Genomic DNA, 12,912 nt, shown 5'->3' with positions numbered 1-12,912 from the left:
ACTGCCAGTGGCACGCAAGGGGCGTGGTGCGGTGGGTGCACCACGCCACCGTTTTGCCAGCGATGTACGGGAATGGGCCGACGATGGCTGGACTCCAGCAGCGGCTGAGGCGCCTGAGGCAGGCGATGCGCATCAGCATCTGGAAGAAGGCGCCTGGTGGCAGAAGGACGCCGAGAACCTGCCGACCCAGGTGCATGAGGAGCGAGCGCGCAGCGCGATTCAGAAAAACGACTCACCCGATATCTTCTTTGATCATTCGGTCAACCCCTACCGGGGCTGCGAGCATGGCTGCATCTACTGCTATGCCCGGCCGTACCACAGCTACCTGAACCTCTCGCCGGGGCTGGATTTTGAAACCCAGCTGTTCGCGAAGACCAATATTGCCCAGGTGCTGAAGGCCGAGATCAGCCGCCCGCGCTACCAGCCGGCCTCGCTCAATATCGGCTCCGCCACCGATTGCTACCAGCCGATCGAGCGGGAGCTGGGCCTGACACGGCAGCTGATCGAGGTGCTCAGCGAGGCCGAGCACCCGTTCTCACTGATCACCAAGAGCAGCGCCGTGGAGCGTGATATCGACCTGATCGCGGCAGCGGCGCGCAAGAATGCGGCGGCGGTCTACATCACCATCACCAGCCTGGATCCGCAGCTGACCCGGCTGCTCGAGCCACGGGCAGCGGCTCCGCACCGCCGGCTGCGCACGATACGCCGGCTGGTGGAGGCGGGTATTCCGGTGGGCGTGAGTGTGGCGCCGCACATTCCGTTTTTGACCGAGGACATGGAGGAGGTGCTGGCAGCCGCACGCGAGGCCGGTGCCAGCACCGCCTTCTACACCGTGCTGCGCCTGCCCTGGGAGCTCAATGGCGTTTTCCAGCAGTGGCTGCAGGCCCATTACCCGCAGCGCGCCGCCCGGGTGATGCAGCGGGTGCGCGACCTGCACCAGATCAGCGAGGCCGACCGGCTGCGCGGCAAGAGCTATGACAGCCAGTCCTTCAGCCGCATGAAGGGCCAGGGCCTGTGGGCCGACCTGGTGCGCCAGCGCTTTGTGCGCGCCTGCGCGCAGCTGGGCTATGGGCGCGAGCGGCTGGAGATGGATTGGCGCGGTTTTGAGGCCTGGCGCGCCCGGCAGTTGCCGTTGGCGGCGCGCCAGGGGAGCAGCAGGCAGGCGCCGCACCCCGGGCAGGGCGATCTGTTTTAGCTGCGCTTGCGCGCTGCAGTGTCGGCGGCAGGCTGCTGCGCTGCACCGCCGGGCAGTGGCGTGGCGGATGCCAGGTGCGCGAGGGTTGCGGGCGGCGCAGAGCCCTTGCAGCTGGCAAAAATGTCCAGATCGGGCTGGTGCAGCGCGGTCTGCACATCGGTCAGGCCCAGCATCGAGTGGAACAGGTTGTCGTGGCTGATGCGGGCCGTGCCCACGGCTTGCTGCAGACAGCTGGTGCGCATGCCCATGCGTTGCTGCATGGCGGGGGAGAGCCAGGTGATCCAGGGCACATGCTTTTGCACATCGGGCGCGACGGAATAGGGCAGGCCGTGCAGGTAGATATTGTTCTCGCCCAGCGACTCGCCATGGTCGGCCACATACATCATGGCCGTGGGCTGGCGCTGGCCCTTGCTGGCCAGCCAGTCGATCAGGCCGCTCAGCATGCGGTCGGTGGCCACCACGCTGTTGTCATAGGCGTTGATCAGCGAGGCGCGGTCGCAGGCCTGCAGATTGACGTTGTTGCACTCGGGGCTGAAGCGCTTGTCCTGGCTCAGCGAGCGCTTGAAATAGGCCGGACCATGGCTGCCCATCTGGTGCAGCACCACCACCACGCCCTTGGCACGTTGCTCGGCGGGCAGCGCGTTGATGCGCTCGTCCAGGCCATCGAGCAAAGCCATGTCCACGCACTCACCGTCCTGGCAGAGCGCCTTGCGGGCCGCGGCGGGCAGGTCGGTCTCGGTGTTGGCGTTGTGCACGCGGGCGCAGACGCCCTTGCAGCCCGATTGGTTCTCGACCCAGAGGACGGCCAGGCCGGCGCGCTGCAAGACATCAAGCAGGTTTTCATAGGATTTGCCACTGTCCTGGCTGCTGCGGCCCAGGTGGGAGAACATGCATGGCACCGACACGGCGGTGCTGGTGCCGCAGGACCAGGCATTGGTGGCGACTGCCAGATCGTCGCGCGCAGACAGCAAAGGCGTGGTGGGCCGGTCATAGCCATTGACGGCAAAATTGCCCGCGCGCCCTGTCTCGCCGACTACCAATGCATAGATCGGAAACGTGGTCTGGCCCGCATAGCTGGCGCCGAGCTTGGCGTCTTCGCCAATCGGGTAGAGGGTCGTGTCGCGGTGGTGGATTTGCTGGGCCACCAGGTTGCCTGCGGCATAGACGGTCGACAGCGGGTTCATCATGTAGCGCAGGTTGGTGTGGTTGCGCATGGCCGACGAGATGGGGCGAAAACCCGCCATCACGACCACCACCATGGCCAGCAAGGCCAGCAGCACCATGCCCAGCTGCTTGAGCACCGGGCGCCAGCCAGAGCGCTGGGCCAGGGTCTGGCGCCAGATCCACCAGGTGGGCGGAATGGCGATGGCGCCCACGGTGACCACCAGGCTCCAGTGCAGCAGGTCGGCCGCTTCCTTGACATCGGTCTGCAGCACATTGGTGAGCATCGATGCATCAATGGCGATACCGTAGTTCAGCATGAAGCAGGCGGCAAAGGCCGCTACCCAGCACAGCGCAATCATCACCGGTTTGGCGGCACGGCCCCAGCTGATCAGGTTCAACAGTGCCCAGCAGGCGCAGGCAATGGCTGTCCCCAGGCTCAGGCCCAAGATCCATTGTTGGGTGCTGCTCAGCCCCTCGGCCTGCGATATCGCCTTCCACAACGCCAGATTGCCTACGCTGGCCAGCCAAAGGCTGACGACCAGGCTCCACAGCCACACGGGCCGTGCCGGCTGGTGGGGTGCGGTGGTGGCCAGGTCAGCGCTGAAGGGCAGATCGGGCGAATGGGGCGGGAACGCCGCCGTGCTGGCGGCCTTGCCTGTGGAAGTGATAAACCGGGCAAAGAAATTCATCCCGCCATCGTCGGCGCGCCAGCTTAACAAGCGATTAATACGCCTGCTGGCATGAAAAAACCCGCCGAAGCGGGTTTTGAAGCGGTTGCGATCGCAGCACCTGGCAGCGCAAGCACTGCCAGGGTCGGTCTATCAGCGCTTGGCGATAGGCTGCACGTCGCGCACCACCGAGCCGGTGTACAGCTGGCGTGGACGGCCAATCTTGTACTCAGGATCGGCCATTTGCTCGTTGAGCTGGGCGATCCAGCCGACGGTGCGGGCCAGTGCGAAGATGCCGGTGAACAGCTTCACAGGGATGCCGATGGCGCGTTGCACGATGCCGGAGTAGAAGTCCACGTTCGGGTACAGCTTGCGCGACACGAAGTAGTCGTCTTCCAGCGCAATCTTTTCAACTTGCTTGGCCAGTGCGAACAGCGGATCGTTTTCCAGGCCCAGTTCGGCCAGGATCTCGTTGCAGGTTTCCTGCATCAGCTTGGCGCGTGGGTCGTAGTTCTTGTAGACGCGGTGGCCAAAGCCCATCAGCTTGACGCCGCTGGACTTGTCCTTGACCTGCTCCATGAACTCACCGACCTTGGCGATGCCGCCATTGGCCTGGATGCTTTCGAGCATGTTCAGACAGGCTTCGTTGGCACCGCCGTGGGCAGGGCCCCACAGGCAGGCGACACCAGCGGAGATGGCTGCAAACGGGTTGGTGCCCGAGGAGCCGCACAGGCGCACGGTCGAGGTCGACGCGTTTTGCTCATGGTCTGCGTGCAGGATGAAGATGCGGTCGAGTGCGCGCTCCACCACCGGGTTCACCACATACTCTTCGCAAGGGTTGCCGAACATCATGCGCATGAAGTTGCCTGCATAGGACAGGTCGTTCTTCGGGTACATGTAAGGCTGGCCCGTGCCGTACTTGTAGGCCATGGCCACCAGCGTGGGCAGCTTGGCGATCAGGCGGATCGCAGCGATGTTGCGGTGCTCGGGGTTGGTGATGTCGGTGCTGTCGTGGTAGAAGGCCGACATGCCGCCCACCAGGCCCGTCAGAACGGCCATCGGGTGCGCATCGCGGCGGAAACCACGCAGGAAGAACTGCATCTGCTCGTTGACCATGGTGTGCTTGGTCACCGTGTCTTCGAACTCGGCCTTCTGCGTTGCATTGGGCAGCTCGCCGTACAGCAGCAGGTAGCAGGTTTCGAGGTAGTTGCAGTTCTTGGCCAGCTGCTCGATGGGGTAGCCGCGGTACAGCAGTTCGCCCTTGTCACCATCGATATAGGTGATGGCCGACTGGCAGGCAGCCGTCGAGAGGAAACCGGGGTCGTACGTGAACATGCCGGTCTGCGCGTACAGCTTGCGGATGTCGATGACATCCGGGCCGATCGAGCCCTGGTAAACCGGAAGGTCTACGCTTGCTGCGCCGTTGCTAAACGATAGCGTGGCTTTGTTGTCTGCTAGTTTCATAAAACTGGTTCCTTCTCGAGTTAGTCCGCAAGAGATGCGCGTGGTTTTCGGCTGCGCAGCATCTCCAGCACTTCATGAACATCTGGCGTGTCGAGGTCGCCTGTTGGTTCCTTGCGCCTGAGCATCAAGTCCAGCAGGTCGTTGTCCGACAGGTTCATCAAAGTGGTCAGCCCTTGCGCCTGGCGGACATTCAGGCTTGCTCCGTATGTGCGGAAGAACTGCTCGACAAAGATGTCGTTCTCCACCAGGCCTCGGCGACTACGCCAGCGCAGCAGATCGCGCGCACGTTCATCCAGCAGTTCGTTTTCCATCATTGCTCAATCTGGTTCTTACACTGCGCGGCGAACCATCAGTTCCTTGATCTTGCCAATCGCCTTCGTGGGGTTGAGGTGCTTGGGGCACACGTCCACGCAGTTCATGATGGTGTGGCAACGGAACAGACGGTAGGGGTCTTCCAGGTTGTCCAGGCGCTCACCGGTATGGTCATCGCGGCTGTCGGCGATGAAGCGGTAGGCCTGCAGCAGACCGGCAGGGCCCACGAACTTGTCGGGGTTCCACCAGAACGATGGGCAGCTGGTCGAGCAGCTGGCGCACAGAATGCACTCGTACAGGCCGTTGAGCTCTTCGCGCTCTTCGGGCGACTGCAGGCGCTCCTTCTCGTTGGCGACAAAGCTGTCAGCCATCAGGTAAGGCTTGATCGAGTGGTACTGCTTGAAGAACTGGGTCATGTCCACGATCAGATCGCGGATGACGGGCAGACCGGGCAGTGGCTTCAAGACGATGTCACCCTTGAGGGTGTTCATGTTCGTCAGGCAGGCCAGGCCGTTCTTGCCGTTGATGTTCATCGCGTCCGAACCGCAGACGCCTTCGCGGCAGGAGCGGCGGAAGGAGATCGATGGATCGAGTTCCTTGAGCTTGACCAGGGCGTCCAGCAGCATGCGCTCATGACCGTCGAGCTCCACCTCCACGGTTTGCATGTACGGCTTGGCATCTTTATCGGGATCGTAGCGATAGATTTTGAAAGTACGCTTCATTTTGGGATGTTCTTTCGTGGGCTGCGTGGATTTAGAAGGTACGAACCTTGGGCGGTACCGACGGCACGGTCAGCGGCTTGAGTTGCACGGGCTTGTACTCGAGGCTGTTGGCGGCGCTGTACCACAGCGTGTGCTTGAGCCAGTCGATGTCATTGCGGCCCAGTGGGTACTTGGGATCGTCAGCAGGGTGCTCGTAGTCGTCCACGGTGTGGGCGCCACGGCATTCCTTGCGGGCGGCGGCCGAGACCATCGTGGCTTGTGCCACTTCGATCAGGTTGGCCACTTCCAGCGCTTCCATGCGGGCGGTGTTCCAGACCTTGGACTTGTCCTTCAAGGTTACGCCACCAACGCGGGCGCGGATGTCGGCAATCTTCTTGACCCCTTCGTCCATGCTCTTTTGCGTACGGAACACGCCAGCGTGCAGCTGCATGCAGGCGCGGATGTCGTTGGCCACGTCTTGTGCGTACTCGCCGCTGGTCGACTCGTCGAGCTTGTTCAGGCGCGACAGCGAGAAGTCCGATGCGTTCTCAGGCATGGGCTTGAATTCGCCGTAGCCGTTGACGTAGTTGACGATGTGCTTGCCGGCCGACTTGCCGAAGACCAGCAGGTCCAGCAGCGAGTTCGTGCCCAGGCGGTTGGCGCCGTGCACCGACACGCAGGAGCATTCGCCCACTGCGTAGAGGCCGTTGACCACCTTGTTCTCTTGACCATCCCAGACAACGACCTGGCCGTTGATGTTGGTGGGGATACCGCCCATCTGGTAGTGGATGGTGGGCACCACAGGAATCGGTTCCTTGGTGATGTCCACGTTGGCGAAGTTGTGGCCGATTTCTTCCACCGAAGGCAGGCGCTTGCGGATGGTATCTGCACCCAGGTGGGTCATGTCCAGCAGGATGTAGTCCTTGTTCGGACCGCAGCCACGGCCTTCCTTGATTTCCTGGTCCATCGAGCGCGACACGAAGTCACGCGGAGCCAGATCCTTCAGGGTAGGCGCATAGCGCTCCATGAAACGCTCGCCATCGCTGTTGCGCAGGATAGCGCCTTCACCACGGCAGCCCTCGGTCAGCAGCACGCCCGCGCCGGCCACGCCGGTGGGGTGGAACTGCCAGAACTCCATGTCCTGCAGCGGGATGCCTGCACGTGCAGCCATGCCCAGGCCGTCGCCGGTGTTGATGAAGGCATTGGTCGATGCCTGGAAGATACGGCCAGCGCCGCCGGTGGCCAGCAGCACGGCCTTGGCATGCAGCTCGTACAGGTCGCCGGTTTCCAGTTCGATGGCGGTCACGCCGATCACGTCACCGGATTCGTCACGGATCAGGTCGAGCGCCATCCACTCCACGAAGAAGTTGGTCTTGGACTTGACGTTTTGCTGGTACAGCGTGTGCAGCATCGCGTGACCGGTACGGTCAGCCGCTGCGCAAGCGCGTTGCACGGGCTTTTCGCCGTGGTTGGCGGTGTGGCCGCCGAAGGGGCGCTGGTAGATCGTGCCGTCGGGGTTGCGGTCGAAAGGCATGCCGAAGTGTTCCAGCTCGTACACCACCTTGGGTGCTTCGCGGCACATGAACTCGATCGCATCCTGGTCACCGAGCCAGTCCGAGCCCTTGATGGTGTCGTAGAAGTGCCATTCCCAGTTGTCGGGCGACATGTTGCCCAGCGAGGCGGACACGCCACCTTGTGCTGCCACGGTGTGCGAGCGGGTGGGGAAAACCTTGGACAAGGCAGCCACGGACAGGCCGGCCTTGGACAGTTCCAGCGCAGCGCGCAGACCGGAGCCGCCTGCGCCGATGATGACGACATCAAACTTGCGCTTGGTGATGTTCTCTTTTGTATAGCTCATTGTTCTCTTTCAATCGCGGGTATCACAGACGCCACAGAACCTGCAGGCCCCAGCCGAGGCAGCCCACCAGCCAGACCAGCACAAAAATCTGCAGCACCAGGCGCAGGCCGACGGGCTGGACGTAGTCCATGAGGATTTCACGCATACCGACCCAGGCGTGGTAGGCCAAGGCCACCAGGGTGCCCACGGTGATGAACTTCATCCACTGGTGGGAGAAGATGCCTGCCCACTGTTCGTAGCCGATAGGGCCCTTGATCATCAGCACCTGGGCCAGCAGGGCCACGGTGAACAAGGCCATCAGCAAGCCGGTGATGCGCTGGGCCAGCCAGTCGCGCAAGCCGTAGTGCGCACCGGTCACGACGCGTTTGGAGCCGTAATTGACGGACATGGGGAATCCTTTCTTATTTATCAGTAAATGCAGTCGCGGGCGATCAGTACAAGCCGAACAGCTTGGCACCCAGGATGGCGGTCAGCGCCAGGCTGATGGCAAAGCAGACGATGGCCGAGCTTTTGCCGAATTCCTTGTTCACCGACTTGTGCGAGACGTCCATCCAGATGTGGCGCAGGCCAGCGCAGAAGTGGTGCAGGTAGGCCCAGATCAGTGCCAGCACGGCCAGCTTGATGAACCAGCCCGCGAAGATGCCGGCACCGGTGTTGAAGGCAGCGGTGAAACGGGCGTAGGAGTATTCGGAGGAGATCGAGGTGTCGAGCAGCCAGACCACGAATGGCAGCAGGAAGAACATGACCAGGCCACTGGCGCGGTGCAGGATCGACAGGATGGCTGCCACCGGGAAACGGTAGCCCGGCAGGTCCGTCAGCATGTTGATATTGCGAAACTCAGGCCGCTTCTTCGTGGTATCTGTCATGGTGTGAAATCTTTCGTGGATGTAACTGCTATGTAATCGCTAGGCGCAAACCTGCAAAATTTTATTGCAATGCAGCGCGCAGGTCTAAGGGTTTCTCTTTAACCCCGTGGTGACTACTCAGACTTGACCGGTGCATTAGCTCAGGGTATTGCTGTAATGGTGGGTGTCCGTCCGATAAAGGCCTCGTCGTAATTCCATGGGAACATCGTTATAGGTGTAAGCGACGCGCTCCACGCTGAGCAGTGGGGTCTGTCCGTCGATATCCAGCAATTGGGCCTGGGCTGCATCGGGCAGCACGGCGCGCAGTTTTTCCTGGGCGCGCACCATGCGTACACCGTATTCCACCTCGAACATGGCGTAGGTGGCGCCAGGGTAGTCGCGCATCTGCTCGGCTGACAGGCCCTTGAAGCTGCTGCTGGGCAGCCAGATGTCTTCCACGATGGTGGGAATACCGGCAAAAACCAGCACCCGGCGCACATGGATCAGCGATTCACCGGTGGGCACCTGCAGCAGCTTACAGATCTCGCTGGGGCCCTTGATGCTGCGGCAGGAGATGATGTTGCGCTGCGCCGGACCTTCTTCATTGAGGTCGCCACTGTCCGGCAGGAGACGCAGGAAGCGGTATTGCACATTGCGCTCGGCATGGGTGGCTACAAAGGTGCCCTTGCCCTGGCGGCGCAGCAGCAGGTTCTCGGCGGCCAGCTCGTCGATCGCCTTGCGCACGGTGCCCTGGCTGACGCGGTAGCGGGCGGCCAGCTCCATCTCGCTGGGGATCATCTCGCCCGGTTTCCAGGCGCCTGCCTCCAGGCTTTGCAGGATCAGGCCTTTGATTTGTTGGTAGAGGGGGCTGAAGGCCGGGGTCGCACCACCCACGCTGTCGCCAGCGGACGGGATGCCGGTGTCGTTTGCATTGGGGGTGGAAGATGTCATGCGCTTGTCTTGGGAGAGATTCAATCTCTCGGGTGTCACGGTGGATGTAGCATCCAACGGTTCAAAATTACAGCGCGCATTGTATAGCGCATCAGGGGCCAATCATATCTTATATAAGACATAAGACAAATTGACTGAGTGATCTGTTCAAGAGTACACTTACGCGCTGTTTACAGACCTGCCATCGGGGCCTCCCGATCGCCGATTCCAGTCGTTTGACACCCTCTCCGATGCTGGCCTGCTTGGACACCTCATTTCTATTTTCTGGAGTTTTCCCATGAGCAAGAAGCCCGTACGTGTCGCCGTTACCGGTGCCGCTGGTCAAATCGGTTATGCCCTGTTGTTCCGCATCGCTTCGGGCGAAATGCTGGGCAAGGACCAGCCTGTCATCCTGCAACTGCTGGAAATTCCTGACGAGAAGGCACAGAACGCGCTCAAGGGCGTGATCATGGAGCTGGAAGACTGCGCTTTCCCTCTGCTGGCCGGTATCGAAGCCCACAGCGACCCGCTGCAAGCCTTCAAGGACACCGACTACGCACTGCTCGTGGGTGCCCGTCCTCGCGGCCCAGGCATGGAGCGTGCTGACCTGCTGGCTGCCAACGCCCAGATCTTCACCGCCCAAGGCAAGGCCCTGAACGCTGTCGCTTCGCGCAACGTCAAGGTGCTGGTGGTTGGCAACCCTGCCAACACCAACGCCTACATCGCGATGAAGTCGGCTCCGGACCTGCCAGCGAAGAACTTCACCGCCATGCTGCGTCTGGACCACAACCGCGCTGCCTCGCAACTGGCTGCCAAGGGCGGCTTCAAGGTGGGCGATATCCGCAAGCTGACCGTCTGGGGCAACCACTCGCCAACGATGTACGCCGACTACCGTTTCGCCACCGTGGACGGCAAGTCGGTCAAGGAAGCGATCAACGACCAGACCTGGAACAAGGACGTGTTCCTGCCAACCGTGGGCAAGCGTGGCGCCGCCATCATTGCCGCTCGTGGCCTGTCGTCGGCTGCATCGGCTGCCAATGCTGCCATCGACCACATGCGTGACTGGGCCCTGGGCTCTGCTGGCGAATGGGTGACCATGGGCGTGCCTTCGAACGGCGAATACGGCATCCCTGCCGGCATCATCTTCGGCTTCCCCGTGACCACCGAAAACGGCGAATACAAGATCGTCGAAGGTCTGGAAATCGACGCGTTCTCGCAAGAATGCATCGACAAGACCCTGGCTGAGCTGCAAGGCGAGCAGGACGGCGTCAAGCACCTGCTGTAATCCAAGGCCGATCCGCATGCTTGCATGGAATGCCCAGCTCTACAGCCGGTTCGAGAGCGAGCGCACGCGCCCGGCCGCCGAACTGCTGGCGCGCGTGGCCCTGCCCAGCGATACCGCCTATGTGGTGGATCTGGGTTGCGGGCCGGGCAATTCCACCGAGCTGCTGGCCCAGCGCTTCGTGCATGCACGGGTGCTGGGTATCGACCAGTCGCAAGACATGCTGGCCGCTGCGCGCCAGCGTCTTGCGCATGTGCATTTTGAGCAGGGTGACATCGCCCATTGGCAGGCTCCACTGCACAACGGGCGTTTGCCCGACCTGATTTTTGCCAATGCGGCCCTGCAATGGGTGCCCGACCACGCGCAGCTGCTGCCCCGCTTGATGGGCATGTTGGCGCCCGGTGGCGTACTGGCCGTGCAGATGCCGGACAACCGCGATGAGCCCACCCACCGCCTGATGCGCGAGGTGGCAGCGCTGCAGCCCTGGGCTGCAGAGATCGGCGATCCGCATGCCTTGCGCACGGATTTGCTGGCCTTGAATGATTACTACGATGTGTTGGCCCGTGATGCACAGGTGGATGCCTGGCGTACGGCATACCAGCACCCAATGGACAGTGCGGAGGCGATTGTCCAATGGGTTCGTGGCACCGGTCTGCGACCGTTTCTCCAGCCTCTGAGTGCCGAGCTGCAAACCAGCTTTGTGGCCGAGTACACCCGCCGCATCGACGCCGCCTACGCGCTGCGCAGCGATGGCCGGCGTCTGCTGGCCTTTCCCCGCTTGTTTTTGGTGGCCCGCCGCCCCATCTGACGATCAGTAGCCATGAGTGTCTCCGCCATCCATCCCGCACAGGTACTGCTCGGCGCCCAGTCTGGGGCCCTGGCACTGCCGGTCTGCGACCACTACAGTGGCGTGGAAGACCGCATGCGCAAGAGCCTGGCCTTGCAGGCGCAGATGATGGAAGAGTTCGGCCGCTGCGTGTTCGATGTGACCCTGGACTGCGAAGACGGCGCAGCCGTTGGCCAGGAAAAGGCCCATGCCCAGCTGGTCGCCTCGCTCGCCAAGAGCGCTGCGCCCGGTGCCCGTGTGGCCGCCCGCGTGCATGCGGCCGACCACGCGGCGCTGGCCGAAGACATCGCCACCATCGCCGGTGAGGCGGGCGAGCAGCTCTGCCACATCATGGTGCCCAAGGTCGAGTCGGTCGATGACATCGACAAGGTTGACCGCTTGCTGCAGTCGGCCACCAGCACCCCGGTGCCGCTGCATGCGCTGATCGAGTCGCCGCAGGCCGTGCACCGCGCCTTCGAGATTGCCGCCCACCCCCGCGTACAAAGCATCAGCTTTGGCCTGATGGATTTTGTCTCCGCCCATGGCGGCGCCATCCCCTCTAGCGCGATGGGCGTGCAAGGCCAGTTCACGCATCCGCTGGTGCTGCGCGCCAAGCTGGAGATCGCCGCCGCCTGCCACGCCTATGGCAAGGTGCCGTCGCACTGCGTGGTGACCGAGTTCAAGAACCCCGATGCGATGGAGCAGGCCGCCCGCCGCGCCTATGGCGAGCTGGGCTACACCCGCATGTGGAGCATCCACCCCGCGCAGATCCGGCCCATCCTGCAGGCCTTCGCGCCGACGCAGAGCCAGGTCGATGAGGCGGCCCGCATCGTGCGGGCAGCGGCCGACGCGCAATGGGCGCCGATCAGCGTCGACGGGGTCTTGCATGACCGTGCAAGTTATCGTTACTTTTGGCAAATTTTGGAGCGTGCCGCGCAGACGGGTTGTCCGTTGCCGGGTACAGTGCGGGAGTGGCTGTAACCATCCGGGTCCAGCCCTTTTCCTGTTTCTTGCGTTGTATCGCGGGAGTTGTTATGAAAAATCGCGTGATTTCTTTGTTGGTCTTGGTTCCTGCACTCACTCTGGCCATGGGCAGTGTGCAGGCGCAAGAGAAAAAGGCAGCCAAGCCGGCTGCGGCCAAGACGACCGCCGCCAAGAAGGCACCGGCCAAAAAGGCCCCTGCCAAGCGTGCGTCCACCGCCAGGAAGGGTGCTGCGGTCGCCGCGGGCGCCGGCGCCGCCACTGCGGCTGCCGCCATTCCTGCCCAGCAGACCCTGACCCCCGCCGAGCTGGCCATTGCCGAACAGGTCTACCAAGGCCGTATCAACTGTGAGCTGGGCGCCTCGATCAATATCGCCAAGGATTCGGTCAACCCCGGCTACTTCTTCGTTGAAGGCAAGGGCTTCAAGTACCACATGGCACCTGTCGCCACCTCCACCGGCACCGTCCGCCTGGAAGACCAGCACGCTGGCGCCATGTGGCTGCAGGTGGCCAACAAGTCCATGCTGATCAACCGCAAGCTCGGTCAGCGCCTGGCCGACGAATGCATGAGCCCTGAGCAAAACCAGGTTGCCGAAGCCATCAAGAAAAACCCACCTGCCGCACTGTTTGAAGGCAACGGCCGCTGATAAGAACAGCGGCGCGGCTGCCCGACGCCTTGCGAGCGC

13 protein-coding genes are annotated in these 12,912 nt (G+C 62.5%); 5 read left to right on the top strand and 8 right to left on the bottom strand.

Annotated elements, in window-relative coordinates; genetic code table 11:
- Position 1: 1 nt before the first annotated feature.
- Positions 2–1,195 carry a PA0069 family radical SAM protein gene (locus LPW39_RS10890; RefSeq protein WP_407928836.1) on the top strand — a complete coding sequence of 398 codons (1,194 nt, stop codon included), beginning with the start codon at positions 2–4 and terminating at the stop codon, positions 1,193–1,195.
- On the opposite strand, the gene LPW39_RS10885 is transcribed toward LPW39_RS10890, so the two are convergent.
- The 8 genes from LPW39_RS10885 to LPW39_RS10850 all read right to left on the bottom strand — a co-directional run bounded on the left by LPW39_RS10885 (position 1,192) and on the right by LPW39_RS10850 (position 9,158).
- The gene (locus LPW39_RS10885; RefSeq protein ID WP_230774519.1) at positions 1,192–3,048 is read right to left on the bottom strand and encodes a phosphoethanolamine transferase; all 1,857 of its coding nucleotides are present in this window, start codon (positions 3,046–3,048) and stop codon (positions 1,192–1,194) included. The two genes, LPW39_RS10890 and LPW39_RS10885, sit on opposite strands and share 4 nt — an antisense overlap.
- A 132-nt stretch (positions 3,049–3,180) precedes the next feature.
- Complete coding sequence (locus tag LPW39_RS10880) at positions 3,181–4,491, bottom strand: citrate synthase (protein ID WP_230774517.1); 1,311 nt, start codon at positions 4,489–4,491, stop codon at positions 3,181–3,183.
- A 20-nt stretch (positions 4,492–4,511) separates the two neighbouring features.
- Complete coding sequence (locus LPW39_RS10875; protein ID WP_021026928.1) at positions 4,512–4,805, bottom strand: FAD assembly factor SdhE; 294 nt, start codon at positions 4,803–4,805, stop codon at positions 4,512–4,514.
- Positions 4,806–4,820: 15 nt separating this feature from the next.
- Positions 4,821–5,525 (bottom strand): succinate dehydrogenase iron-sulfur subunit, encoded by a 705-nt coding sequence (locus LPW39_RS10870; RefSeq protein ID WP_021026927.1) that lies wholly within the window; start codon positions 5,523–5,525, stop codon positions 4,821–4,823.
- A gap of 31 nt (positions 5,526–5,556) precedes the next feature.
- Entirely contained in the window at positions 5,557–7,362 is a 1,806-nt protein-coding gene (sdhA, locus tag LPW39_RS10865; protein ID WP_182345269.1) for a succinate dehydrogenase flavoprotein subunit, read from the bottom strand.
- A 22-nt stretch (positions 7,363–7,384) separates the two neighbouring features.
- Positions 7,385–7,750, bottom strand: coding sequence for a succinate dehydrogenase, hydrophobic membrane anchor protein (sdhD, locus tag LPW39_RS10860; protein ID WP_133858580.1), 366 nt, complete (start codon positions 7,748–7,750; stop codon positions 7,385–7,387).
- A 43-nt stretch (positions 7,751–7,793) separates the two neighbouring features.
- Complete coding sequence (gene sdhC / locus LPW39_RS10855; protein WP_230774512.1) at positions 7,794–8,228, bottom strand: succinate dehydrogenase, cytochrome b556 subunit; 435 nt, start codon at positions 8,226–8,228, stop codon at positions 7,794–7,796.
- 135 nt (positions 8,229–8,363) lie between these two features.
- Complete coding sequence (locus tag LPW39_RS10850; RefSeq protein ID WP_230774511.1) at positions 8,364–9,158, bottom strand: GntR family transcriptional regulator; 795 nt, start codon at positions 9,156–9,158, stop codon at positions 8,364–8,366.
- A 277-nt stretch (positions 9,159–9,435) separates the two neighbouring features.
- Between LPW39_RS10850 and LPW39_RS10845 the strand changes: the two genes are divergently transcribed.
- The 4 genes from LPW39_RS10845 to LPW39_RS10830 are packed head-to-tail and all read left to right on the top strand — an operon-like array spanning position 9,436 to position 12,873.
- A complete protein-coding gene (locus tag LPW39_RS10845; RefSeq protein WP_230774505.1) occupies positions 9,436–10,422 on the top strand; it encodes a malate dehydrogenase in 987 nt (328 codons plus the stop codon).
- Positions 10,423–10,438: 16 nt separating this feature from the next.
- Entirely contained in the window at positions 10,439–11,227 is a 789-nt protein-coding gene (gene tam / locus LPW39_RS10840; RefSeq protein ID WP_230774503.1) for a trans-aconitate 2-methyltransferase, read from the top strand.
- A 12-nt stretch (positions 11,228–11,239) separates the two neighbouring features.
- On the top strand, positions 11,240–12,226 hold the full coding sequence (locus tag LPW39_RS10835) for an HpcH/HpaI aldolase/citrate lyase family protein (RefSeq protein WP_230774502.1): 987 nt from the start codon (positions 11,240–11,242) through the stop codon (positions 12,224–12,226).
- 53 nt (positions 12,227–12,279) lie between these two features.
- Complete coding sequence (locus LPW39_RS10830; RefSeq protein WP_230774496.1) at positions 12,280–12,873, top strand: hypothetical protein; 594 nt, start codon at positions 12,280–12,282, stop codon at positions 12,871–12,873.
- The last annotated feature ends 39 nt before the right edge of the window (positions 12,874–12,912 follow it).

Source organism: Comamonas koreensis (assembly GCF_021026195.1).
Taxonomy (GTDB): domain Bacteria; phylum Pseudomonadota; class Gammaproteobacteria; order Burkholderiales; family Burkholderiaceae_C; genus Comamonas; species Comamonas koreensis.
This window is presented reverse-complemented; position numbering and strand designations above follow the sequence as displayed.